This is a genomic window from Trinickia sp. (assembly GCF_051954495.1).
Taxonomy (GTDB): Bacteria; Pseudomonadota; Gammaproteobacteria; order Burkholderiales; family Burkholderiaceae; genus Trinickia.
Map to the genome: position 1 here is coordinate 17,291 of NZ_JBQCHR010000035.1, position 24,175 is coordinate 41,465.

Below are 24,175 nucleotides of genomic sequence, written 5' to 3' on the forward strand. Positions count from 1 at the left end.
TTGCGGTAATTGGAGGAAACAGATTGATACGTCCGCTGAAACGACCGGTTTCGTCGGATGGAGTATAATGCGGGCTATGAACTGAAAAAGGCCGATTGAGAAAAGCAATCGAACGGAACCATGTTGAAGCAACGCACCATTAAATCGATCGTTAAAACCGTCGGTATCGGCTTGCACTCCGGGCGCAAGGTCGAACTGACGTTGCGCCCCGCTGCCGCGAATACCGGCATCGTGTTTTCGCGCGTCGATTTGGCGACGCCCGTGGACATTCCGGCTTCGGCGCTGTCGATCGGCGACACGCGGCTTGCTTCCGTGCTGCAAAAGGATGGCGCGCGGGTGTCGACGGTCGAGCATTTGATGTCGGCCTGCGCCGGATTGGGGATCGATAACTTGTACGTCGACGTGACGGCAGAGGAAATCCCGATCATGGACGGCAGCGCGGCATCGTTCGTGTTTCTGATGCAATCGGCCGGCATCGAAGAGCAAAACGCGCTCAAGAAATTCATCAAAGTGAAGAAGCCGGTGGAAGTGCGCGACGGCGATAAATTCGCCCGCCTCGATCCGTATTTCGGTTTCAAGCTGAAATTCACGATCGATTTTAGCCATCCGGCCGTCGACAAGACCGGCCAGGCGCTGGAAGTCGATTTCGCAACGACGTCCTACGTGCGGGAAATCGCCCGCGCGCGCACGTTCGGTTTCGCGCATGAGGTCGAGATGATGCGTGAGCTGGGATTGGCGCGCGGCGGCAGCATGGACAACGCGATCGTGCTCGACGAATACCGCATTCTGAACAACGACGGCCTGCGCTACGACGACGAATTCGTGAAGCACAAGATGCTCGATGCGATCGGCGATCTCTACGTGGTCGGGCACCCGCTGCTCGCCTCGTACACGGCATACAAGTCGGGGCATGGTCTGAACAATGCGCTGCTGCGCGAGTTGCTCGCGCACGAGGACGCGTACGACGTGGTGACGTTCGACGAGATCGAGCACGCGCCGCGCGGTTTCGGCTACGACGCGCAGACGGCTTTCGCCTGACCGGCCGATCGCGCGCCCATCGTTTGGGCGCGGTTGGCGACTATCGACAGTGAGCGGCCTTCGGGCCGCTCATTCTTTTTCGTCGACCGGTTTTCCGTGCCGTGCCGCCATCCGCGCCAAGGCCGCTTGAAGCGGCGAGGGGGACAAGGAGCGGCTCAGCGCTTGCAGGGCCGCCGCGCCGGTCGGCGTCATGCGGGCCTGCTTTGGTGCGGGCGGCTCCTCGAGCGCGCGCGGCCGCACCTTGATCGCTAGCGTTCGGACCGCCCAGCCGCGCTGCTGCAGCTCCGAGAGCAGACGGGGCTCCAGATGCCGCAGCCGGGCCGCGAGCGCGCTATGTGCCGCGAACAGCGTCAGCGTGCCGTCCTTGATGAAGCCCGGCTCGACGTTCGTCGCCAGATAGCCGGGCAGAAGCTGCGCCAAATCGCCCTCGAGCGCGGCGATCTGCTCGACGCCGGCCCGAAGGGCGGCGAAAGCGTCGGTACGGCCGAGCACCTCCGACACGGCTTGGGGCCGGCGTGGGGCGGCGAACTTCGAAAAAGACGAAAAGCGGCTCATGGCGCGATTGTACCCGGCGTAGTACCCGGCGTGCGCCGGTGCGGCTGCCGCCGGGGGCTGCGCGGCCAGGCTGCCGACACGGGACTTTAAGGCTCGCGTGCTAAAATGCGCGATTCGAATTCACACATGGAATAAGCCGCCGAGGCCCTCCGAACCCGGGCATCCGCCGTGGCCGAACAGGCCGCACGGGCGCCCGACCGAAGCCGCGACGCATACTCGACCCGATGACCACCGGTTTTCTACAAAAGATCTTTGGCAGCCGCAATCAGCGTCTCGTCAAGCAGTATCAAAAGACCGTCGCGGTGATCAATGCGCTCGAGCCGCAAATCGAGCAATTGACGGACGACCAACTGCGCGCGAAAACGGACGAATTCCGCCAGCGCGTAGCCAGCGGGGAATCGCTCGACAAGCTGCTGCCCGAAGCATTCGCCGTTTGCCGCGAGGCGAGCCGCCGTGTGCTCAAGATGCGCCACTTCGACGTCCAGCTGATCGGCGGGATGGTGCTGCACTACGGCAAGATCGCGGAAATGCGCACCGGTGAGGGCAAGACGCTCGTCGCGACGCTCGCGGCCTACCTGAACGCGTTGTCGGGGCGCGGCGTTCACGTCGTGACGGTGAACGACTACCTCGCCCAGCGCGACGCCGAATGGATGGGGCGGCTCTATAACTTCCTGGGCTTGTCGGTCGGCATCAATCTGTCTCAGATGGATCACGAGTCGAAGCAGCAGGCGTATTCGGCCGATATCACATACGGTACGAACAACGAGTTCGGCTTCGATTACCTGCGCGACAACATGGTCTACGAGACCGGCGCGCGCGTGCAGCGTTCGTTGAATTTCGCCGTCGTCGACGAAGTCGATTCGATCCTCATCGACGAAGCGCGTACCCCGCTCATCATCTCGGGTCAGGCCGAAGATCACACCGAACTCTACGTCCGCATGAACGCACTGCCGCCGCTGCTCGAGCGGCAGATCGGCGAAGAGCGCGCGGACGGCACCGGCGTCGAAAAGCCGGGCGATTACACGCTCGACGAAAAGGCGCGCCAGGTGTTCCTCACCGAATCGGGCCACGAGAAGGCCGAGCGGCTGCTTGCCGAGTGGGGCCTCATCGCCGAGGGCGAAAGCCTGTACGCGCCGCAGAACATCACGTTGATGCACCACGTGTATGCCGCGCTGCGGGCGCACACGCTGTTTTTCCGCGATCAGCACTACGTCGTGCAAAACGGCGAAGTCGTCATCGTCGACGAATTCACGGGCCGCCTCATGGCTGGCCGACGCTGGTCCGACGGTCTGCATCAGGCCGTCGAGGCGAAGGAACATGCCAAGATTCAGAGCGAGAATCAAACGCTCGCCTCGATCACGTTCCAGAACTACTTCCGGATGTACGCGAAGCTGTCCGGCATGACGGGCACGGCGGATACCGAAGCGTACGAATTCAACGAAATCTACGGTCTCGAAACGGTCGTCATTCCGACGAACCGCCCGCCGAAGCGGATCGACAAGCAAGACCAGATCTACAAGACGGCGAAGGAGCGTTACGACGCGGTCATCCGCGACATTCGCGAATGCTACGAGCGCGGCCAGCCCGTGCTCGTCGGGACGACGTCGATCGAAAACTCCGAACTGCTTTCGAATCTGCTGACCCAGGCCGGCCTGCCGCACGAGGTGCTTAACGCGAAGCAGCACGCGCGCGAAGCAGGGATCGTCGCCGAGGCCGGGCGGCCCAAGCGCATCACGATCGCAACGAACATGGCCGGCCGGGGCACCGACATCGTACTCGGCGGCAATGCCGAAAAGCAGGCTTCGCTGCTCGAGCTCGACGAATCCATCTCGGCCGAAGACAAGGCGCGCCGCATTCAAGCGCTGCATGACGAATGGCAGACGCTGCACGATCAGGTGAAGGCCGCCGGCGGGTTGCATATCATCGGCACCGAGCGCCACGAATCGCGTCGTATCGACAACCAGCTGCGCGGCCGTGCGGGCCGCCAAGGCGATCCGGGCTCGTCGCGCTTTTATCTGTCGCTGGAAGATCCGCTGCTGCGTATCTTTGCGGGCGACCGGGTGCGCGCGATCATGGATCGCCTGCGCATGCCCGAGGGTGAGGCCATCGAAGCGGGCATCGTCACGCGGTCGATCGAATCGGCTCAGCGCAAGGTCGAGGCACGCAACTTCGATATCCGTAAGCAACTGCTCGAATACGACGACGTCGCCAACGATCAGCGCAAGGTGATCTACCAGCAGCGCAACGACTTGCTCGAAGCGCAAGACATCACCGAGACGATCACGGCGATGCGCCACGCGGTCATCAGTGACGTCGTGCACGAATTCATCCCCGCCGGCAGCATCGAGGAGCAATGGAACGCGCCGGAACTCGAGGAAGCGCTGCGCAAGGATTGGCAGCTCGATCTCGCCGTTCAGGAAATGATCAACGAGTCGCAGTCCCTCGATTCAGACGATATTCTCGAGGCCGTGCTCGGCGCGGCGGACGAAGCGTACGAAGCGAAGGTTGCCCTCGTGGGCCGCGAGTCCTTCAGCGCGTTCGAGCGTTCGGTGATGCTGCAGACGCTCGATCGGTGCTGGCGCGAGCATCTCGCCGCGCTCGATCACTTGCGTCAGGGGATTCACCTGCGCGGCTACGCGCAGCAAAATCCGAAGCAAGAGTACAAGCGCGAGGCGTTCGAACTGTTCGAGACGCTGCTCAACATCGTGAAGACGGAAGTGACGCGCATCGTCATGAACGTGCAGATTCAGTCGCCGGAACAACTGGAAGAGGCGGCCGAACAGTACGAGGAGCAAGGCAGTCACCTTGAAAACGTCGAATTCCGTCACGCCGAATTCGCCGAGGCCGCCGCTGCGGCGGCGCCGGCGGCGGTGATGGCGGCCGAAGCGACCGCCGATATGGTGGGCCAAGCGATGAGCCATGGTTCGCATGGCAATGCGGCCACGGTCGTTTCGGCGTCCGCGGGCGGCATGCCGAAGGTCGGCCGCAACGACCCCTGCCCGTGCGGCAGCGGCAAGAAGTACAAACAATGTCACGGTAAGCTGGCTTAAACGGATTCGCGACCATGGCCGTCAATTTCCCTTCGATCGATCCCTCGCAACTTCATCCCGTCGCCGGCGTGGCGCTGGGCTATGCCGAGGCGAACATTCGCAAGCCGAACCGCAAGGACGTGCTCGTCATCTCGCTCGACGAGGGCGCGACGGTGGCCGGCGTATTTACGTCGAACCGCTTTTGCGCGGCTCCTGTCACGGTTTGCCGAGCACACCTTTCGCAAGTGCGTGAAGGCGGCAAGGGCATCCGTGCACTCGTCGTGAACACGGGTAATGCGAACGCCGGGACCGGCGAGCCGGGCCTTGCTCACGCGCGCGAGACGTGTGTCGAACTCGCCCGTTTGGCGGGCATTGCTCCGGAGCAGGTCCTGCCGTTTTCGACCGGCGTGATTCTCGAGCCGCTGCCGATCGATCGGCTCACGGCGGGGCTGCCGGCGGCCCTCGAAAGTCGCGCGGCCGCGCACTGGTACGAGGCCGCCCAGGCGATCATGACGACCGATACGTTGCCGAAGGCGGCGTCCGCGCAGGTGACGATCGAAGGCCACACGGTCACGCTGACGGGTATCAGCAAGGGCGCGGGCATGATCAAGCCGAACATGGCCACCATGCTGGGCTTTCTCGCGCTCGACGCTGCCGTCGAGCAGAGCGTGCTGGACACGCTCGTCAAGGATGTCGCCGATCGCTCGTTCAACTGCATCACGATCGACGGCGATACTTCGACGAACGACTCGTTCATCCTGATGGCAACGGGCAAGTCGAGCTTGCCTGCGATTACGTCGACCGCAGGCCCTGCCTATGCGGCGCTTCGCGATGCCGTGGTGCGTCTTGCGCAAACGCTCGCTCAATTGATCGTGCGGGACGGAGAAGGCGCGACGAAGTTCATGACGGTGCAGGTCGAGGGTGGGGCGAGCGAAGCGGAGTGCCGTCGGATCGCCTATGCGATCGGCCATTCACCGCTGGTGAAGACCGCCTTCTATGCGTCGGACCCGAATCTCGGCCGGATCTTGGCGGCGATCGGGTATGCCGGCGTGGACGATCTCGACGTATCGACGATCGATCTTTACCTCGGGGACGTTCATGTCGCGACCGCGGGCGGTCGCCATCCGCAATACCGCGAAGAGGACGGTCAGCGCGTGATGAAGGAAAGCGAGATACTCATCCGCGTGCTATTGGGCCGCGGGTCGGCGCAGGCCACGATTTGGACTTGCGATCTATCGCACGACTACGTCTCGATCAACGCCGACTACCGTTCTTGACGTTCGGCTGCCCGGCCGCACGGTCACGCACCTCGCATTTTCACTGCGCCGCCCTCTGCGGCGCTCGCCCTACCGCTCATGGACAAACTCGAACAGTTTTTGATCCGCGCCGAGTCGCTGCTCGGCCGTCTCGAGGCTATGCTGCCTCCAGCGGCGCCCAGCATCGATTGGTCGGCCTCCGTGGCATTTCGCTGGCGCAAGCGTCAAGGTCGCGGCTATCTGCAGCCGGTGCCCGCGGTGTCGTCCATCACTTTGGCGGACTTGCGGAACATCGATCGCCAAAAGAGCTTGATCGAACAAAATACGCGCCAGTTCGTCGGCAAGCAGCCCGCGAACAACGTGCTGCTCACAGGCGCACGAGGCACGGGCAAGTCCTCGTTGATCAAGGCGTGCCTGAACGCCTACGCGAAGGATGGGTTGCGTCTGATCGAAGTCGACAAGGACGACCTGCATGATCTCGGCGACATCACGGAGCTCATCGCGCCGCGGCCCGAGCGGTTCATCGTCTTTTGCGACGACCTGTCGTTCGAGGAAGGCGAATCGGGCTACAAAGCCTTGAAAGTGGCGCTCGACGGATCGATCTCGGCGCAATCCGACAACGTGCTGATCTACGCAACGTCGAACCGGCGCCACCTGTTGCCAGAGTACATGAGCGACAACGAAACGTACAAGCATACGTCCGACGGCGAAATTCACCCCGGCGAAGTCGTCGAGGAAAAAATCTCGTTGTCCGAGCGCTTCGGGCTGTGGGTGAGCTTTTATCCGTTCAAGCAGGACGACTACTTATCGATCGTCGGCCACTGGCTGCGGCATTTCGGCTGCAGCGACGACGACGTCGAGAACGCACGCGGCGACGCGCTCGTTTGGGCACTGGAGCGCGGATCGCGCTCGGGCCGCGTGGCTTGGCAGTTCGCTCGCGACTGGTCGGGGCGAAGGGCGCAAGCATGAGCCAGCCGCATGATGCGACGATAGTCGAGCGTTCGCCGTCGGGACGTCCTGTGACGGCTGTCGCGGTGGGCGTGCTCGTCCAGCCGGACGGCCGCTACCTGCTTGCGCAGCGGCCCGCGGGTAAGCCGTACGAAGGGTACTGGGAATTTCCGGGGGGGAAGCTCGAGCCGGGCGAAACGGTCGAGGCAGCGCTCGCCCGAGAATTGCACGAGGAACTCGGCATCGTCGTGACGGCATGCCATCAATGGCACACGTTGGAGCACGACTATCCGCATGCCTACGTGCGGTTGCATTTCTGCAAGGTGACGGGTTGGACGGGCGAACCGCATGGCCGTGAAGGCCAAGCCTTCAGCTGGCAGCGGCTACCTGTCGACGTGGCGCCGTTGCTGCCCGCGGCCATTCCCGTGCTGGAATTGCTTGCGGCCGACGAGCGAAACACGGGCCGCTGAGCGGCAGCGACGGCAGGGGCGACCGACACCGCCGTGAGTGGGGCGTGCATTCGACGTGAATCCGACGCTACGGACCGAGATTCGCCCCTCAATTCAAATCGCCGTGCTTGTCCTCGTCCGAAGGCGGTTCCTCGTCGGTGCCGCCGATCCGATACTTTTCATTGGCCCATGCGCCGAGGTCGATCTGCTTGCACCGTTCCGAGCAGAACGGGCGAAAGCGGTTCTCGGGCGTCCAGCGCACGTCTTTCCCGCAAGTCGGGCATTTGACAACGGTAACCATACTGTCGATCGATTGTCTTGAAGCCGGCCCAGGCGGCTCCGGCGAGGCGCCGAGCCGGTGGCGAACGTTCATGCGCCGGTCTGAGCCGAACGCCGTGTCACAGGCTGCAAAGCGTTAATTGGAACGGTACGTCGACGTCGACGGCCCGCGGGCGCAGATCGCCGTCTTGCACCGTGAAACGTACCCAGAGCATGTACTTGTTCGCGCTCGCCTCGGGAATCACGCGCAGCTCGGGCGAGATCCGCACCTGCATCAGCTGATAGGTGCGGCCCGACAGCATTTGCTGGTAGCTGCCTTGCATCGCCATCACCTTCGATGCTTGGCCCGATTCGCGAGCGAGCCTCAGCACGATCGATGCGGCGTCGCGCAGCGGCAGCAGCGGCGTGATCCACTTGGCGATGTCCTGCCGGCGTTGATCCGGATGCAATTGCTGCCAGGCATAGTACGAGGGCAGGTCGAATTCGCAGGTACCGCCGGGGATGATCGCGCGGCTGCGAATGCTCGCGAGCCACTCGTTGTCCGAGAGATGCTGACCCGTCTTGCCTTGCATTTGGGCCAGCCCCGCCAGCGTTTGCTCGATTTCGCCGAGCACGGCTTCCAGGGCATTTTGCTCGATGCCCGGATTGCCGCGGAACGGCGCGAGCGTTTGGCGCTGCCGCTCGAGCTCCTTCATCAGATCCGACTTCAGATCGGCGCGGCCGGTGACTTCCGCGATTTCGAACAGCGTCGTCAGCGCGACGTGATGCTCTCTCGCGTCGTCTTGATTCAAAAAGAACGTGAAGCGCTCGAACAAATCTTCGAGGCGCAGCAGCGTGCGAATTCGCTCGTTGAACGGATACTCGTAAAGAATCAAGCGCACTCGCCCCTGGCGTTGTCGGTGATGGGATTGCAGGACATTCTAATGCTGTGGATTGCCCCCCGCAATCGATGAATCGGGCACTTTTTACTGCATTTTGACGAAAGCGAGCGTTTGCGGAAGGTATACGCGCGACTTAGCCGACACTTTCGGCAACTGGGTATTCGGTACGCTTTCACGCGGGCTCGCATTCAGCGCGATGCCGCGCGAGCGAGCCCGACATAACGCCGGTGCAAACGCCGTACCTCCGAGGACAACTGCTCCATCGGCGTGGCGTCGTTGACGACGACATCGTCCGCGGCCGCGAGCCGCGCTTCGCGTGTCGCCTGCCGCGCGATGATCGCGAGCACTTGTTCTCGCGAAAACGCGTTGCGTCGCATGACGCGTGCGATTTGCGTCTCGATGCCGCAGTCGACGACCAGGACGCGATCGACGCGAGTCTTCCACGCACCCGATTCGACGAGCAAAGGTACGACGATGACGACGTAGGGGCCGGTAGCCGCCTCGCGTTCGCGTTCCGTTTCGGCGCGGATGAGCGGGTGCGTGATGGCCTCGAGTTTCGCTTTCGCCTCGTTGTCCGAAAACACGAGTGCGCGCATCTTGGCGCGATCGAGCGAGCCGTCGGGCGCGACGAACGTCGCACCGAATGCGTGCACGATGAGCGGCATGGCGGCGCCGCCCGGCGCAGTGATTCGATGCGCGATGACATCGGTGTCGACGACGGCGACGCCGTGCTTTGCGAAAAGGTCGGCGACAGTCGTCTTGCCGCTGCCTATGCCGCCTGTGAGCCCCACGGCGAACATGTCGTCAGCTCCCCAGCCAATGAAAGATCGGTGTGCCGGCGAACAGCGTCACGAGGCCGCCGAGCGCGAGAAACGGACCGAACGGCAGCGGTTCTTCGAACCGAAGCCGCCCTGACCACATCGCGACGAGGCCCGCCACCGCGCCGGTGACCGCCGCGATCAACACGATCTGCGGCAATGCCGCCCATCCGAGCCAAGCGCCCAGCGCCGCGAGCAGTTTGAAGTCGCCGTAGCCCATGCCCTCGATGCCGCGCGCGAACCGGAACAGCCAGTAGATGCACCATAGAAAGACGTAGCCGGCGATGGCGCCCGCCACGGCCGCCCGCAGGCTCGCGAACGTATCGCCGAAGTTGACGATAAGGCCGGCCCAAAGCAGCGGCAGCGTCAGCGAATCCGGCAGCAGGCGCGTCTCGGCATCGATGGCGCTCATGGCGATCAAAGCCGCCGTGAGCCCGAAAGCGGCGAAGCCTGTGCCTGTCGGACCGAAAGCCGCCAGCGCCCCAGCCGCCGCGGCGGCGCCTGCGATCTCCACGAGCGGATAGCGTGCGCCGATCGGCGCGTGGCACGCCGAGCAACGCCCGCGCAGCAACACGTAGCTGAGCAAGGGGATATTTTCGTGGGCGCGCAGGACGTGACCGCAGTGCGGACAGGCGCTGCGCGGTACACAGAGGTTGTAGCGCGACGGAAGCGTGTCCCCGTTGGCCGCGACGCCGGTCGCTTCGCTGATCTCGAGGCGCCACGCGCGTTCCAGCATGACGGGCAGCCGGTGCGCCACGACGTTCAGGAAGCTGCCGACGACAAGCCCGAATACGATGGCGAACGCGAACTGCCAGACGGGCGGCAGCGTGCCGAAGGCAGCCCCGATACCGATGGTAAGGCGCGAGAAGGGATCGCTGACGAACGAAGCGTACACGGATGGGGTCGTGATCATGGCCGAATGGCGAATGGGGGGCATGCTACACCACGTTGCCCAATTCAATGACGGGCAAATAGAGCGCGACGACGAGCGCGCCGACTGCAAGCCCGAGAACGATGACGATGAGCGGCTCGGCGCACGCGGAGGCGAGGGCGAGTTTTTCGTCGACCTCGCGTTCGGCCAGCGCCGCGCAATCGAGCAGCATGGTGTCGAGCGTGCCCGTTTCCTCGGCCACCGCCAGGGGCTCGACGAGGGCCTCGGGGAAGCAGCCGATGGCGCGCAGCGCTTGCGCCAACCGTTGGCCGCGCCGCAGGCGTGCTTGGATATGGAAGTTCGCTGCGTCGAACGCGGCATTGCCCGTGACGTGCGAGAGCGCGTTGAGCGCATCGGCGAGCGGTGTGCCCGCGGCGAGCAGTGTGCCGAGGGAGCGCGACCAGCGCGCCGCGGCCACGGCTCGCGCGAGCGGGCCTATGACCGGCGCGGCCAGCAGCAACCGGTCGCGGGCCGCCCTGCACGCCGGCACGTGGCGAACGAGGCGCGCGCCCGCGAGCGCCGATGCGCCGCAGACGGCCAAGCAAAGTGGCCCCCAGCGACGGACGGCGTTCGATGACGCCATCACTGCGCGCGTTGGGGCGGGCAGCGCGGCGCCGAAGCTGTCGAAAACGTGTTCGAACGTGGGCACCACAAGCGCCAGCAACGCGGCCGTCACGGCGGCCGACAGCAACAGCACGGCGCACGGATAGGCGAGTGCGGCACGGAGTTTCGCGCGCTGGGCCGCCGCGCGCTCGCGGTGCTCGGCCAGCCGAGCCAGCACGTGCGCCAGGGTGCCCGAGGCTTCGCCGATCATCGTCAGCTCGCGGTAGAGCCGGTCGAACTGACTCGGATAGGCGCTGAGCGCTTGCGCGAACCGCTCACCGCTCGATACGCGGCGAGCCAGCCCGCCCGCCACGCTCGATAGCGCGCCGCGACTCGACGTGCGGCTCAATAGCTCGAGCGCCTGCACCAGCGGCAAACCCGCGCTCAGCAGGCTTGCCATCTGCCGCGTCAACGCCGTGACCTCACGCGCACTCGTCTTTTTGAAAATCATGCCGTATCCGTGACCGCCACCGCCTCGACAAGGCTCGTGACCCCTTCGATGACGCGGGCGAGCGCCGCCTGGCGCAAACACCCGCTCCCGTCGGCCTTTGCTTGCCGCGCGATGGTTTGGGTGTTCGCGCCGGCGCTCACGAGATCGCAGAGGGCGCGCGACGCCGGCATGATTTGGTGTAGGCCGATGCGCCCGCGGTAACCCGTGCCATGGCAAGCCGCGCAGCCGCGCGGCCCATACGGCGCCCAGGCGGCAGACGGTTCGCGGGTGAGCCCGGCGGCAACGAGGGCCGCGCGCGGAACGGGCGCCGGCGCACGGCAATGCGCACACAGACGTCGCGCGAGCCGCTGCGCCGTGACGAGCTTGAGCGTCTCGGCCAGGGTGTACGGGGCGACGCCCAGATCGAGCAGGCGGCCGATGGCGCCGGGCGCGTCGTTCGTATGCAGCGTCGCCAGGACGAGATGCCCGGTTTGCGCGGCTTTGAGCGCGACGTCGGCCGTCTCGGCGTCGCGAATCTCACCGACCATGATGACGTCCGGATCTTGCCGAAGCAGGGCTCGCAATGCCGCGGCGAACGTGAGCCCGGTCTTCTCGCGCACACTGACTTGGTTGACGCCGCCAAGCTCGATCTCGACCGGATCCTCGACGGTGCACACGTTGCGCGAGCGGTGGTTGAGCAACTGCAAGAACGCGTACAGCGAGAGCGTCTTGCCGCTGCCGGTGGGGCCTGTGACAAGGATGAGCCCGTGCGGCGCGCGGATAGCCTTTTCGATACGGGGCCGTTGCCATGCGTCGAAGCCGAGCGCCTCGAGCGACAAATCGGTGGGGAGCGCTTCGAGGCGGCGCAGCGCGAGCTTTTCGCCGTGCACGGTCGGCAACGTGCTCACGCGATAGTCTTCGATTTTGCCCGGCGCGACGGCGAGCCGCAGCCGACCGTCCTGCGGAATCCGCCGCTCGGCGATGTCCAGACGCGCGAGCACCTTCACACGCGTCACGAACGCGTCGCGCAGGTGGCCAGGCGGCTCCGGCAGCTCGTGCAGCACGCCGTCGACGCGCAACCGGATGCGCCAGCCGGCCTCGCCGGGTTCGACGTGAATATCCGAGGCCCCGCGCCGAACCGCGTGTTCGAGCGTGTGCGCGAAAAGGTGAGCTGCGGGCCCTTCATCGGCGACGCCGAACTCGGCGTGCGGGTAAAGCGATAAGGAGGTGGACATCGAAGCGCGGCATGCCGCCGCCGTCAAGTGCGAAGCGGCGATGATCGCCCGCGCGGACGGTTCGGCGCCACTAGGCCGAACGGTCGGCGCGGCCCGATGTGCCGCCGCTACGATTGCGACGCTTTAGCGACGGCGGCGCGCGCACGCGGCTTGAACACTTTGACCGTGCGCACCGCTTGATCGTCGCTCTGCAGCACTTCGAGCTGCACGTCGCCGATTTGCAGACACACGTCGCCCTCGGGAATTTCCTCGAGCGTTTCGAGAATCAGCCCGTTCAGCGTTTTGGGGCCGTCGGTGGGAAGGGTCAACTGCAGCCAGCGGTTCAATTCGCGCAGGGGCATGCTGCCCGCGACGATGCAATCGCCGTTTTCCGTCCAACCGGTGCGCGTGGCGGCGCTGCGCGGGATCGACGTGGTGAACTCGCCGATCAGCTCCTCGATGATGTCCTCCGGCGTCACGAGGCCCTCCAGCTCGCCGTATTCGTTGACGACGAGCGCCGAGCGGTGGCGCGTCTCCTGAAAGTACTGCAACTGCTGAAACACGGGCGTGCCGGATGGGACGAAGTAGGGCTCGGTCAACAGCTCGCGCAGCGTTTCGCGCGTGAGTTCCTGGTTGTGCAGAGCGGCCAGCGTCTTGCGCACGTGCAGCACGCCGAGCACCTGATCGATATCGCCCTGATAGACGATCAGCTTATTGTGATAGCAGGTTTCCAGCTGATGCAGGATTTCCTCGAAGGGGGCATCGAAATCGAGCGATTCGATGCGACGGCGCGGGATCATCACATCATCGACCGAAATGTTTTCGAGATCGAAGAGGTTGAGCAGGATGCTGCGGTGCTTGGTCGGCATGAAGCTACCCGATTCGAGCACGATCGCGCGCAACTCTTCCGTGCTGAGCCGATGCTCCCGGCCGCCCTTAGTGTTGATGTGCAGCGCAAGCAGGATCGTGTTCGAAAAAAGGTTCACGAACCAGACCACGGGCTTGAGTGCGCGCATGAGCGGCCCGATGATCACGCTGGCGGGCAACGCGATTTTCTCGGGATATGTCGCGCCGACGATTTTCGGCGTGATTTCGGCAAAGACGATGATCAGAAAGGCGACGATCCCGGTGGCGATCGACAGCACGAGGTTGTCGCGGCCGAACGTATGCAGCGCGATGGACGTCGTCAGCACGGGGATGATCGTGTTCAGCAGGTTGTTGCCGATGAGCACCACGCCGAGCAGTTGATCGGGCCGTGCCAGCAGGCTTTGCGTGCTTTTCGCGCCGAATGCGCCTTTGCCGGCGAGATATTTCAGGCGATGGCGATTGAGCGCCATCATGGCCGTTTCCGAAATCGAGAAGAAGCCGGAGCAGAGCAGCAGGAGGAAGACGGCGCCGATTTGCGCCCACAAGGGAAGTTGTTCCACGCGTTATGCCGATGCGGCGATGAAAGGGGATGGCAAGAATATAGCAGAGCGGTTCAATCGCTCTGGGGCGGGCAAAAATGCCGCGGGGCAGGCGCGCGGTTTTTCGATGAGCGAGGTGCAGAGCGCCGCCTGGGCCTTCGGCCTTTCTTTAGTCTGATTTTTTGCTTCATTTGTGAATGCGCCGCCGGTTTCCGCTAAGGTGCGGCTCGGCGCTCGCAACTATGCTTGGAAGCAGGATATGCGGATTCAGTAGGCGAGCCCGATTTCCGTGGAGCCACCATGAGCGTATCGACACTGTGGGTACAGGAGCGGATATTCGACTGCATGTCGAAAGACCGCTCGCCCCCCTCGAAGAAATTGCAGCCTGCGCTTGATGCAACCGAGCGCGCCCGGTCTGTTTCAGAAACCAAAGACAGCATCAATCTGCGCATCGACACACGTTCTCGCGAACTGATCGACGAAGCCGCGGCCGTCCTCGGCAAGACTCGAACGGAGTTCATGCTCGAGTGCGCGCGGCAGCAGGCGATCGACGTTCTGCTCGATCAGCGTCTTTTCATGCTCGATGCCGATCGCTTCGATGCGTTTGTCCGCGTGATAGATGACCCGCCTGCGCCAGGGCCAAAGCTGCGCTCGTTATTGCGCCGAGTTCCCGCATGGGAGAAGTAGCCGGCGCGCCCCCGCGCGCATCGACTCGGCTCTCGGCGCCTGTCCCGTTGTCGGGCGACCATGATGTGTCGGCGTTCGACTGCGGTGAGCCGATGCTCAATCATTGGCTGCGGCACCGCGCCGCAAAGAATGAAAGTCGGTTTTCCCGCACTTACGTGGTCGGTGAAGGACGTCGCGTGGTGGGCTATTACTGCATCGCGGCTGGTGGCGTTGAGCGAGCGGCGGCGCCGGCAGCGATGCGGCGCAACGCGCCCAATGCGATCCCGGTTTCCGTGATCGGTCGTCTTGCTGTCACTCGCGAGCATGCGGGAGTCGACTTGCGCTGAACGTATGCGAGACGCCGCAAATCGAACCAAAGCCCAAAAACAAAAAACCGCCCAGCAAGCTGGACGGTTTCGGTCTTGATTCGCACGGAAGCGAAGCTCAAGGAAATTCTGGTCGGGGTGAGAGGATTCGAACCTCTCTGTATCGACCATGGAATAAGGCTTTCCGGGCACTTCGTCAATGTCAAACGCGCGTCGAATTGACAAGGTAACTGGCCGTCAGCTTACCACGGAAGGCGCCGGTTTTCCTCCAGGTTAGTCGAGAAGTTGGTACGAGATTTTGCCACCGATGTCGCGCGGGATTTTCCAGCCGCTTGGCCGGGAAACCCAGCGGCCTGCTTCATTTTTTACCGGTTGCCGGGTCTCCAGACCCGGCGCAAACGCTGCCTGATAGCGTTTGAGGATGCCTTGGCTGGTACTTGCGATGATCAACCTTGTGAACAGCGGCGCGTGGCCCGTTTGGGCTTCGTCCATATACAGCTGCATGGTGGAGTCGTCGACGAACTTGAGCAGGTCATGGCCATGCTTTTCGGTCAACTCGACCTCAACCCCTGTGACTTCTCCACTTGGCAGGTGCCACAGCACGTCGGGGCGTTTCTCGTTTTTCTCCGATTTTTCGTTGAATTCGGCCTCGGTCTGGAAGTCGATAATCTCGCCGTTTGAGACGGCGTTCAGTGTCATCAACTGGGCATAAAAATAATGCCTCAGATGGAGCAGATTTATGCTGCTAAAGCTGCCCTTGTACTTGACCAAGTTGGTGGCTTTTTCCACTGCAAAACTGAGGCCCAGGTCGGTCAGGGTAAGTATCTTTTTGGGCCGGTTTTTGGTGCCGTCCCAGCCCGTTTCTGTGGTCTTCAGAAGGCCCTTTTTCACCAGGTTTGTGGACGTGTTTCTATTCGCCGCGCCGCACCACAAATCAATAATTCCTGGCGTCGACCAGCCCCATCTGTACACCCAATTTAAAGCTTTTTCCTCTTTGATTCTTCCGCGAGCACGCATATTGCCCCCGGTCGTTTCAACGATTTCCGCCAGCCGAGCCCGCGCGGCCTGAGTCTGCTCTCGGCGCTCTTTGTCTTTTGCCATGGCCTCGCGAAACGCGGCCTGTCTGTCGATATTATCCATACGCGTTATGTGCTCGATCTTGTGTGAAGCATGTACTGGATCATACACAATAATACAGACAATACTGCGGGGCCGATGCCGGCCCCTGCGCCCTCCGGGAATCGACCACAAAGGCGCCTTCGGCGTCCGGCCCGAGAGGGCCGGATACCCGTTTCTGGCGGGGTGGACGCCCGCCTCGAATACCGGCAGGTGGCGTCACAGCCGCGCTCGTTGGCGCGGCTTCCAGCGGTCCGCTTCGCGACCCTCGGGGGAGCGCCGGTCAAAGCCCGGCTACCTGCTTGTTTTTGAGGTCTGGACGACCTCACCGGTACCCACAAGTGGGCACCTAAAACAAGCAGGTAGCCGGGCTTCGCCCAGCGCTCGGGCTCCGCCCCCACCAGACTGCCGGCCGCTAGGGCGGCCTCTGGGCGCTGGGGCGCCCAGCGTCTGGCGGCTCCCCCATCTGCCCGCGAGGCGGGCAGAGCTTCGGGCCGCCTGGCCCTGCGCCCCGCTTCGCGGGTCCCCGGTAAACCACCGGTATGCAAACGTGTACCGAAGAGATAGCGCAATCGAGTCGTCGGCACGAGCGCACGGTTTGTTCTTGCTTTGAATCGTACGTCCCTGTGTTTGCTCGTCCAGAATGGCAACGATTTAGGGCGGTCGTGCGGCCGTCTCTCTTGGCCGGCTACCGCCTGACAGGCTTCGCATTAAGATGGTATCGAAGTAGGGTGACCGGCTGAGTGCGACCCGAAGCCGCCGTACAGTCTATCGGTCGGTAATGGCTCCTTTCGGTGCACAAAGCGTCACTGGATCTGGCGTCGCTGTGCCGTTCATTCCCGGTTGGCTTCCGTGTGGGGCCACGGCCTGTCAAAGCTACTGCGCGCGGAGCAGTTGATCAGTTGAGAACCGCATATCCGCTGATCCTACTTCAACACGGCCACCGCCCAACCCTCCTCCATTCCTGCGTGCTGCGACTTGGCGCCCCGCAAGAACTTGCGTGGGGCAAGCCGACACTTGCGACCATCGCTCCGTTGAATTATGATCGTAATGTACAATTACGATTGTAATTCAATACCGACCGGGGCCTAAAAACTTCGGAGGCGGTGGATACCCTGAAAAGTGAGGATGCGATGCAGGAAACTATCGAAGCAAACAAAGAGACCCCGACGAAGACACTTGCATCGCTGGGCGTCGCAGCAGCAGCCGAGGCCATTCGCAAGGGCGAAATCTCGTCGGAGTCGTATGCGAGCGCACTCTTGCAGCAGGCTCGTGACCATGTCGACCTAAACTCCTTCATCACTATTGACGATGGGACCGTGCTGGAGGCTGCAAGGAACGCTGACAAAGCAATCGCCTCCGGATCGACCGCGCCGCTTCTTGGTGTGCCGATTGCGATCAAAGATAGTTACCTTACCAAGGGGCTTCGTACAACCATTGGTCTATCTGCGCTGGGTAGTTTTGTGCCCGAGCACGATGCCGACGCCGTACAGGCTATCAAAGACGGTGGCGGTATCGTCTTCGGAAAAAACAATCTAGTCGAAATGTCTTTTGGCTTGACCGGTCACAATCAAGCCTACGGCCAAGCGAAGAACCCTCACAACACAAGTCATGTCTCTGGTGGCTCCTCTGGCGGAGGCGGCGCCTCAGTTGCCGCTTGCCTCGTGCCGGCGTCCTTAGGCGGTGACACGATCGGGTCGATCCGTGTTCCCGCATCGCTTTGTGGAGTCGTCGGATTCAAGCCCACGACCGGCCGTTGGCCGCGCAGTGGTGTGGCTCCAATCTCCCACACTCTTGATACCACCGGGGTGTTCGCCCGGAGCGTCGACGATTGCATCTTGATAGATCGCGTGGTGACGCGAGACGAAACGCCTGACAACAATGCGCATGCGGGCCTGAAGGGCATTACCCTGGCCTATGCCCCGCGTCAGTATCTGGAGCTGGTTGCGCCTGAGGTCGCCACGCAGTTCGAGCGAACCCTCCGTCAACTTCGCGATGCTGGTGCGAAGGTGATGGAAGTTGACCTCGGGCAAGATTTCACGGGCCGCGCTTTAAGCGCAACGTGGAACATCTTCTTTCGCGAGACGAAAGCAGCGGTCGAAGGTTTCATTAGGCAAAACAATGTGCCCATCTCGTTCGATGAGATCGTAGATAGCCTCAAGCCCGGACTCAAGGATGTATGGACCCGACTTGTACTGCCTACCGGTCAAGGCTATATCTCGGACGAGGTCTACCACCGTGCGCTGGGAGCCGAACGAAAGGAAATCAAGCGTCGGTACGCCGAAGCTTTTCTGAGTACTGGCGCGGAGGCACTGCTGTTGCCAACTACGCCGTCCACTGCACCGATGATCGGGCAAGAAGACAGAATCATACTGGGTGGCCAAGAGACGAGCCAACTCGTCCTCGCAAATAACACAATCCCCGCCAGTGCCGCAGGTCTTCCGGGTATCAGCCTCCCGATCGGGTTGTCCGACAAGGGCTTGCCGGTCGGACTAGAGATGGACGGTCCCTTCGGCCGAGACAGAGCGCTTCTCTATGTCGCCCGCCGCGTGGAAAACGTCCTAGGTACGTTGCAAGCAACGGTCTGATCAGCCTGAAAAGCCCTCGCTGCACAGACTTCATTGGTTGCACTACTTTGAGGAATTGAAATGTCCCAGCCTGATTATTTGTCGGAAACGATTTCCGTTGAGCATGTCACGATCCGTTCGCATCATTCATTCGCCTCCGTGAAGGCGAAGCTGGAAACATTGGTAAGTCGTATAGATGATGGGATTTTCACGTTGCTGCGTTACGGCGAAACTGCCCGTGCGCTGAAAGAACTGGAGGCACTGCCCACCCTGTCGGTCTTTGGTTTTCGAGACCACGGGGCGTTGCTCGGAATCATAGGTCCGCGTCGGCACGCAATCCAATACGACATCGGCAATCCGCTCACAGCATCTAAAATGACGCGACATAAAATCGCTGCGGGGCTGTACGCCCCCATTCGTGTGCTTCTTAGTGAGGATGCGGATGGCGCTGTGTCTATCGAGTACGATCGTCCCGTGTCAACGTTTGGACAGTTCAATAGCCCGGACATCGATACGGTTGCCCAGCAACTAGACAAGGACCTTCGCGCGGTACTCGAAGAAGCAGCGTCGTGATCTAACACAGGGCGCAGAAGCAGGTATCCAGACCGTTCTGCGCCCGCCTTAAACTGATTTGGTAAAACTACTCATGCGTTTCGAAAAAGGCCACAAGGAAAACACGCGCAGACGCATCATAGACGTCGCTGCGAAGCGTTTCCGACGGGACGGCATTTCGGCGTCAGGGCTGGCCGGGATCATGTCAGAGTGTGGGCTGACCAACGGTGCGTTCTATCCCCACTTCGACTCAAAGGAAACCTTGGTCAAGGAGGCGCTTTCGAGTGCATTGCACGAACAGTATTGTGCATTGACCAACGATCAGACAGGGGCGCGCACTATCGAAGAGGCTATTCGACGTTACCTCAACACATCTCACCTCTCCGGGGGCGCTGACGGCTGTCCTTCCGCGGCGTTGCTGCCGGAGATCGGCCGCCAGTCCGACTCCACAAGAAAGATGTATGAGGCAGCCTATCTCTCTTATGGCGAGGGTCTGGCAGCGCTGCTTCCCGACCCTGGGTCGGCCAAAGCCCGACGGCAGGCGGCCGCGATTTTCGGCCTGATGGTCGGTACGATGCAAATCGCTCGGGCTGTGTCAGATCCAGAACTTGCAGAAGAAATATTAGAGGGCGGTGTGCAGGCAGCGCTGACGTTATCGCATGGATGACATGATGTCAGGCAGCAAAAATTGTAGCCATCCACTGAACAACCGCCCCGACCGCGACACGACGCCAGAAGATGAACGCCTCCTGCAACGCGAGCGAAGGCTTCTGGCGATGCTTGGCCTCATGTGCCTTGGGCTCCTTGGCGGTGCGCTGGATCTACAGTTCTGACCCCTGCCCGCTGTGCATCATGCGGCGGTACTTCTTTCTGCTTGTGGCCTCCTTCGCATTTGTCGGCGCTGGCCTCAATCGCTGGCGCGGCATTGCGGTGGTTCATTTAACCTTGAACTAGGGCCATCGACGCAAGATAGATCGGTATGATCGAACGGCGGTTCACGAAGGCGAAGCGGTCGCACGAGCGTCCGGGAGACGGCTACGTCAACGTCCCTTCGTGGCCGACTGTACGCATTCGTCGCTTGTCCCAATCCGGGCCGACAGGCGAACGAATGCACCAAACCGACCCTTTGCGGCCTCTCGACATTCTCCAATTCAGACGTTCGCCAACGAATCAAGCCGATGTCATGGCGTCGTCACCAGAAGCAGCATCGCCTGCGCCGTTCATAGTCGCGTCGATCCAAGCTTTGGGGATTTCTCGCCCCCACGCAGCATAAATCGGAGCAAAAGCAATTTGCGCCTCATCCGAAAACCTCTCTGTATCCCCGAGGTTCACGCTGTCACCCTCGCGCGTAATCAGCGCATTCAGTGAAACTGGAACTCCGGTTTGGGTTACGAGGATAACCAGCGTCAACCATGTGCTTATGCGCAGAGATTCTCAGGCGGTGGCCACTTGGACCGACACCTTGGTCACGTTGTAGAGCGCCACGCTCCCACCAACCGCCTTTGCTGGATTGAACAACGCGAGATTGATGCCGTCGCTAACGGAACTGCGATAAACGACGCCGTCAAAGCCGCTCTTCTTAATGAATTCGCAAAGATACTGGCTTGGAATATAGTCGATCGCCGCCCCCGCCGGCTGAACCGGTCGCGTCAACTCCTCACCTAGACGTTCAAGAAAAGGTAAGTCGGCACGCAGCTGGCCGATCTCGCTCGCGTCCGTAAGGATGAAAGGTGACACGAGCTTACGCGGATTGCGCAAGTCCACAGCCTTGATCTCGGGGACTATGAAATCCGCGACACAAGCAGACTCGCCAGTATGGGGCCTTATCTCGGCAACAGCCGTATCCGGAAGCGATCCCAGATAAAGGTAAGGAATACCCGCCGGATTGGCCCTGCCATGTGACGAGCGCCGCTTCGGCGGTGCGCCCATCTCCTCGACCGGGAAAACCCGATCCTCGCTACGAATTCGCGCGCGATACCACTGTTGGGGCAATTTCGGTGCAAGGAGCATGTCAAGCAGTTGGCGGAGACGATCTAGGTCGATGGCGACATCGAGAAACCAGCGATTTGCATACATCATCTCGTCGCGCAGTTTGTCCCACTGCGCAAGGCCTTCGCTGATATAGCTTGCCGACGGGGCAAAGCTGTTCCGGACGATCTCTCCGTCATCGAGAATCTCACCGAGAAGCTCTTTAGCGTGGGCAATGTCCATGCGTTGATGGCTGAAGAGCTGCCAGTCATCCTTCATCCATTCGACCAGCGACTTCCCTTCCGCACTCGGCTCATAGACATTCACTAGAAGCTCGAAATAGTTGGCGAGCTTGCTTGGCTCAACGAGCTGGGTATCCGTGGTCCCGCAAAAATCGCATGTCCCATGACCAGGATCGAGCGAAGGGAAAAGCTGATCGCGCAGGGCGCGATCATCAAAGCATTCCGGGCAGCAAAAACGCGTTGCCATGTAGCTCAGCTAAGATAGTCGGCAAGCGTCTCGATGTGATGTTTCATCGAAAGCTTTTTGACGTAGCCAAGACCCGGGAAATGACCCTTAGCGTGAAACTCACGGAACTCCTTAATCGCATCAGTCTCAAGAATATGCGAGGTTCCGCTGTCCAACTTCGCTATCAACTTGGCCAACGCCTGGGCGAATTTGCCAGCGGGGTCAGTCGGCGTGTCCTTCGTGTCCGAGACGAAGTGATAGATGTACATGACATCGTCCTTGTCAGGATCTATGAAGGTCAGGTGGATTGCTACGGCATAGGCCGGACCGCCACCCTCGCTGTAGACGTCGCCGACGATCAGGAAATCGCCAAAACCCGTCATGCCGAGATCGCCGTAGGTAACATGGAGATCGGAGAACTCCTCCATCGCCGGATAATCGGCATTGCGCAGCCGCTTAAATCCGTCACGCACGAGAATGCGTGTGCTCTGATCGAAATGTTTCCGATAGAGCAGCTTGGCATGGTCTTCGATGAAGACGTTGGTGAGACCGGGCATGTCGACTTCCAACTTGGCCGCCAACGCCTTGGGCTCAGTGAAGCCCGCATGGATTAGAACAGGATGATGAGCAGCGTGTTGACCATAGCAGGCCATCACTTCGTCGACCGTCGTGTCGCTACGCAACAGGATGCCAGCGGAGATCTTGTCCACGCCCTTAAAGTCTTCTTGTAGGAGGCCAGTGATGCTCGCCCCGTCTTCCTGATGGTCGCCGTGATAGGGGTTCACGATAACAATTGCGTGTCCGCCTGCGTCGCATACCGTACTCAAGGTCTTCTTAAGGCCACCGAGCGACTCGCGTACCGGCTCAATCACAGGTATGAAGTTCTTTTGAGCGAGCAACTTCGCCATCTCGCGGATCGTGATGAGTTCAAATTGTTTTCCGCGGAAATAGGGATGGTACATACGTCGATCAGCTCCAAGTCGTGGCCGCGCGCAGCGGAGTCGCTATAGCATCAATCAGTCTCGAATGATCAGAACGGCGCACCGATACCGATAACGCCGCAGCCTGCAAGGACCTAGGCAAACGATCGACAAGGCCGCCGAGCGGCGCAAGATCACGCGTCCGCTTAAGCGTCCGTACCATCTCTACATGTAGCGCAACAGGGTCGAGCTTGGCGAAGAGGTCACGCACCGCGGCATGCTTCTGCGTATTGGGAAGCTCAGGTACTGTCACGCCCATCGCCTGCAAGATTGCGATCCCTTCGGCCATGCGCAGAGATTCGAACACAGTCACAGGACAAATCCGCGCCGGACAGTCTACCGCTTCGCGCACCGGCGTAATCTGATAGCGCTTGGAAAGGCACATCACCCCCACATCGTCGGGAATCGTGTCTAGAACGCCTTCGATATGGCCTTCGCTCGCGATCACATTTACTTTGGCGAAAACTCGCTTGTAGTTCTCGATCTGATTAGCAAGCCGCGCAAGCGAATCCCGCTCCGACTTGATCTCATAGACGGTCGCAGTGCCATTCAAGATGACGAGGTCAGCCTTGCAGCTTCCGACACGAAACTCATTGAGCATTGAGGCAGTACGGAGCGAGTGTGTTCCCATCAACACTTTCTGACTGATCGCTGCTCGATAGATGTATTCGTCACGGTGCCCCGCGATTTTCAAAATATCGAACGCGGAATCGAAGGTGTCGCCAACAGTCGCGTACGGGCCAACGTGCTCGATCAGATCGGTTTGCTCCAACAGTCGACGGAACAATCCGGATCGGCCTTTCGTCGCCATTTCACGGAAAACCGCGGCGGAAAACAGCCGAGTCAAGGCAGAAAGTTGCGCTGTGCTGTGGATTTTCATTCCCCCACCTGAGCCGGGCGTTTCTTTGTGGGCATCCTGTGTCTTCATTGCCTTGGCGCTACGACACCGACGTGCTTATACAAGGTTGTTCGAGACACGCCATAACGACGAGCGACATCGGCTACCTGAATACTTGGATCGCGCAACAGCGCCTTGATTTCACGCACCTGCTGCTCGTCCAGTTTCGGCTTCCTGCCTCCGGACCGGCCTCTCGCACGAGCAGCCGCTAGTCCGGCCTGCGTGCGCTCCCGGATCAAGCCACGCTCGAACTCAGCCAGCGCCGAGAACACGTGGAAAACCAACCTGCCCGCCGCGCTGCTTGTCTCGATTTTCTCCGTCAAGCTCTCAAAGCCCACACCTTGCCGCTCAAGATCGGCGACGATCTGTACCAAGTCGGGCAAACTGCGGCCAAGTCGATCTAGCCGCCAGACGACAAGCGTATCCCCAGCCCGCAGCGCCTTTCGGCATTGCTCTAACTCCGGACGGGTCGCACTTTTACCGCTGGCTGCTTCCTCGTAGATCGTCGCGCACCCAGCCTGCATGAGGGCATCGCGCTGCAAATCTACGTGCTGGTCACCGGTCGATACGCGGGCGTACCCAATGCGTTGATTCATTGACGCGATCAGGACACTGAAAAGTTGACGCGTATATTAACACTCATCAACGGCTTCGGCGCCCCCAAAAGGACACTATGGGTGTTCAGAAAACCACCGTTTGACGGACACTGCGAGAAACTCGGGGGACTGGCCCACTATATTGCCGTAAGGTCCGATTCGGGATTCGCGTCGTCGAACACCTTTCTCTCGGCAGAAGGG

At 61.4% G+C, this 24,175-nt stretch carries 24 protein-coding genes and 1 pseudogene; 12 read left to right on the forward strand and 13 right to left on the reverse strand.

Annotated elements, in window-relative coordinates; all coding sequences use genetic code 11:
- Positions 1–120 precede the first annotated feature (120 nt).
- Positions 121–1,038 carry a UDP-3-O-acyl-N-acetylglucosamine deacetylase gene (gene lpxC / locus ACTHNR_RS05735; protein WP_440546587.1) on the forward strand — a complete coding sequence of 306 codons (918 nt, stop codon included), beginning with the start codon at positions 121–123 and terminating at the stop codon, positions 1,036–1,038.
- Positions 1,039–1,107: 69 nt separating this feature from the next.
- Here lpxC and ACTHNR_RS05740 read toward each other — a convergent pair whose 3' ends face one another.
- On the reverse strand, positions 1,108–1,593 hold the full coding sequence (locus ACTHNR_RS05740; protein ID WP_440546588.1) for a DciA family protein: 486 nt from the start codon (positions 1,591–1,593) through the stop codon (positions 1,108–1,110).
- Between the two features lie 224 nt (positions 1,594–1,817).
- Between ACTHNR_RS05740 and secA the strand changes: the two genes are divergently transcribed.
- The 4 genes from secA (at position 1,818) to ACTHNR_RS05760 (ending at position 7,296) form a co-directional block, all read left to right on the forward strand.
- Entirely contained in the window at positions 1,818–4,643 is a 2,826-nt protein-coding gene (gene secA / locus ACTHNR_RS05745; RefSeq protein ID WP_440546589.1) for a preprotein translocase subunit SecA, read from the forward strand.
- A 14-nt stretch (positions 4,644–4,657) separates the two neighbouring features.
- Complete coding sequence (gene argJ / locus ACTHNR_RS05750; RefSeq protein ID WP_440546590.1) at positions 4,658–5,899, forward strand: bifunctional glutamate N-acetyltransferase/amino-acid acetyltransferase ArgJ; 1,242 nt, start codon at positions 4,658–4,660, stop codon at positions 5,897–5,899.
- Between the two features lie 78 nt (positions 5,900–5,977).
- Positions 5,978–6,847: an ATP-binding protein gene (locus ACTHNR_RS05755; RefSeq protein ID WP_440546591.1), complete on the forward strand. Its 870-nt coding sequence runs from the start codon at positions 5,978–5,980 to the stop codon at positions 6,845–6,847.
- On the forward strand, positions 6,844–7,296 hold the full coding sequence (locus ACTHNR_RS05760) for an NUDIX domain-containing protein (protein ID WP_440546592.1): 453 nt from the start codon (positions 6,844–6,846) through the stop codon (positions 7,294–7,296). Before ACTHNR_RS05755 ends, ACTHNR_RS05760 begins: the two co-directional genes overlap by 4 nt.
- 88 nt (positions 7,297–7,384) lie before the next feature.
- Here the strand turns inward: ACTHNR_RS05760 and yacG are convergent, their stop codons facing one another.
- The 7 genes from yacG to ACTHNR_RS05795 form a co-directional block, all read right to left on the reverse strand.
- On the reverse strand, positions 7,385–7,576 hold the full coding sequence (gene yacG, locus ACTHNR_RS05765) for a DNA gyrase inhibitor YacG (RefSeq protein ID WP_325338602.1): 192 nt from the start codon (positions 7,574–7,576) through the stop codon (positions 7,385–7,387).
- A gap of 97 nt (positions 7,577–7,673) precedes the next feature.
- Positions 7,674–8,429 carry a cell division protein ZapD gene (gene zapD / locus ACTHNR_RS05770; RefSeq protein ID WP_102609571.1) on the reverse strand — a complete coding sequence of 252 codons (756 nt, stop codon included), beginning with the start codon at positions 8,427–8,429 and terminating at the stop codon, positions 7,674–7,676.
- Positions 8,430–8,623: 194 nt separating this feature from the next.
- Positions 8,624–9,235 carry a dephospho-CoA kinase gene (coaE, locus tag ACTHNR_RS05775; protein WP_440546593.1) on the reverse strand — a complete coding sequence of 204 codons (612 nt, stop codon included), beginning with the start codon at positions 9,233–9,235 and terminating at the stop codon, positions 8,624–8,626.
- A 4-nt stretch (positions 9,236–9,239) separates the two neighbouring features.
- Positions 9,240–10,190 carry a prepilin peptidase gene (locus ACTHNR_RS05780; protein ID WP_440546594.1) on the reverse strand — a complete coding sequence of 317 codons (951 nt, stop codon included), beginning with the start codon at positions 10,188–10,190 and terminating at the stop codon, positions 9,240–9,242.
- A gap of 1 nt (position 10,191) precedes the next feature.
- Positions 10,192–11,238, reverse strand: a complete 1,047-nt coding sequence (locus ACTHNR_RS05785) for a type II secretion system F family protein (protein ID WP_440546595.1) — start codon at positions 11,236–11,238, stop codon at positions 10,192–10,194.
- A complete protein-coding gene (locus ACTHNR_RS05790; protein WP_440546596.1) occupies positions 11,235–12,452 on the reverse strand; it encodes a GspE/PulE family protein in 1,218 nt (405 codons plus the stop codon). The genes ACTHNR_RS05785 and ACTHNR_RS05790 overlap by 4 nt, the downstream gene beginning before the upstream one ends.
- Before the next feature lie 107 nt (positions 12,453–12,559).
- Positions 12,560–13,858, reverse strand: a complete 1,299-nt coding sequence (locus ACTHNR_RS05795; protein WP_440546597.1) for an HlyC/CorC family transporter — start codon at positions 13,856–13,858, stop codon at positions 12,560–12,562.
- Between ACTHNR_RS05795 and ACTHNR_RS05800 the strand changes: the two genes are divergently transcribed.
- The 3 genes from ACTHNR_RS05800 to ACTHNR_RS05810 all read left to right on the forward strand — a co-directional run bounded on the left by ACTHNR_RS05800 (position 13,770) and on the right by ACTHNR_RS05810 (position 14,850).
- Positions 13,770–14,015: a hypothetical protein gene (locus tag ACTHNR_RS05800; RefSeq protein ID WP_440546616.1), complete on the forward strand. Its 246-nt coding sequence runs from the start codon at positions 13,770–13,772 to the stop codon at positions 14,013–14,015. The two genes, ACTHNR_RS05795 and ACTHNR_RS05800, sit on opposite strands and share 89 nt — an antisense overlap.
- Before the next feature lie 122 nt (positions 14,016–14,137).
- Positions 14,138–14,524, forward strand: coding sequence for a DUF1778 domain-containing protein (locus ACTHNR_RS05805; protein WP_440546598.1), 387 nt, complete (start codon positions 14,138–14,140; stop codon positions 14,522–14,524).
- 47 nt (positions 14,525–14,571) lie between these two features.
- Complete coding sequence (locus ACTHNR_RS05810) at positions 14,572–14,850, forward strand: hypothetical protein (RefSeq protein WP_440546599.1); 279 nt, start codon at positions 14,572–14,574, stop codon at positions 14,848–14,850.
- A 252-nt stretch (positions 14,851–15,102) separates the two neighbouring features.
- Here ACTHNR_RS05810 and ACTHNR_RS05815 read toward each other — a convergent pair whose 3' ends face one another.
- Positions 15,103–15,969: a hypothetical protein gene (locus ACTHNR_RS05815; protein ID WP_440546600.1), complete on the reverse strand. Its 867-nt coding sequence runs from the start codon at positions 15,967–15,969 to the stop codon at positions 15,103–15,105.
- A 1,082-nt stretch (positions 15,970–17,051) separates the two neighbouring features.
- Between ACTHNR_RS05815 and ACTHNR_RS05820 the strand changes: the two genes are divergently transcribed.
- From ACTHNR_RS05820 to ACTHNR_RS05835, 4 genes and pseudogenes are all read left to right on the forward strand, one after another.
- On the forward strand, positions 17,052–18,533 hold the full coding sequence (locus ACTHNR_RS05820) for an amidase family protein (protein ID WP_440546601.1): 1,482 nt from the start codon (positions 17,052–17,054) through the stop codon (positions 18,531–18,533).
- 60 nt (positions 18,534–18,593) lie between these two features.
- Positions 18,594–19,085 (forward strand): DUF302 domain-containing protein, encoded by a 492-nt coding sequence (locus ACTHNR_RS05825; RefSeq protein ID WP_440546602.1) that lies wholly within the window; start codon positions 18,594–18,596, stop codon positions 19,083–19,085.
- A gap of 73 nt (positions 19,086–19,158) precedes the next feature.
- Entirely contained in the window at positions 19,159–19,731 is a 573-nt protein-coding gene (locus ACTHNR_RS05830; protein ID WP_427480456.1) for a TetR/AcrR family transcriptional regulator, read from the forward strand.
- Between the two features lie 109 nt (positions 19,732–19,840).
- Positions 19,841–20,006: pseudogene (locus ACTHNR_RS05835) on the forward strand (disulfide bond formation protein B); the annotation flags it as partial.
- Between the two features lie 492 nt (positions 20,007–20,498).
- On the opposite strand, the gene ACTHNR_RS05840 reads toward ACTHNR_RS05835, so the two are convergent.
- From ACTHNR_RS05840 to ACTHNR_RS05855, 4 genes are read right to left on the reverse strand one after another with little or no spacing between them, the layout of a single operon-like run.
- Positions 20,499–21,521, reverse strand: coding sequence for an RES family NAD+ phosphorylase (locus ACTHNR_RS05840; RefSeq protein WP_440546604.1), 1,023 nt, complete (start codon positions 21,519–21,521; stop codon positions 20,499–20,501).
- A gap of 5 nt (positions 21,522–21,526) precedes the next feature.
- Complete coding sequence (locus ACTHNR_RS05845; protein ID WP_440546605.1) at positions 21,527–22,462, reverse strand: sce7725 family protein; 936 nt, start codon at positions 22,460–22,462, stop codon at positions 21,527–21,529.
- A gap of 7 nt (positions 22,463–22,469) precedes the next feature.
- Positions 22,470–23,360 carry a sce7726 family protein gene (locus ACTHNR_RS05850; RefSeq protein WP_440546606.1) on the reverse strand — a complete coding sequence of 297 codons (891 nt, stop codon included), beginning with the start codon at positions 23,358–23,360 and terminating at the stop codon, positions 22,470–22,472.
- Positions 23,361–23,404: 44 nt separating this feature from the next.
- Positions 23,405–23,974: a recombinase family protein gene (locus tag ACTHNR_RS05855; RefSeq protein WP_440546607.1), complete on the reverse strand. Its 570-nt coding sequence runs from the start codon at positions 23,972–23,974 to the stop codon at positions 23,405–23,407.
- Between the last annotated feature and the right edge of the window lie 201 nt (positions 23,975–24,175).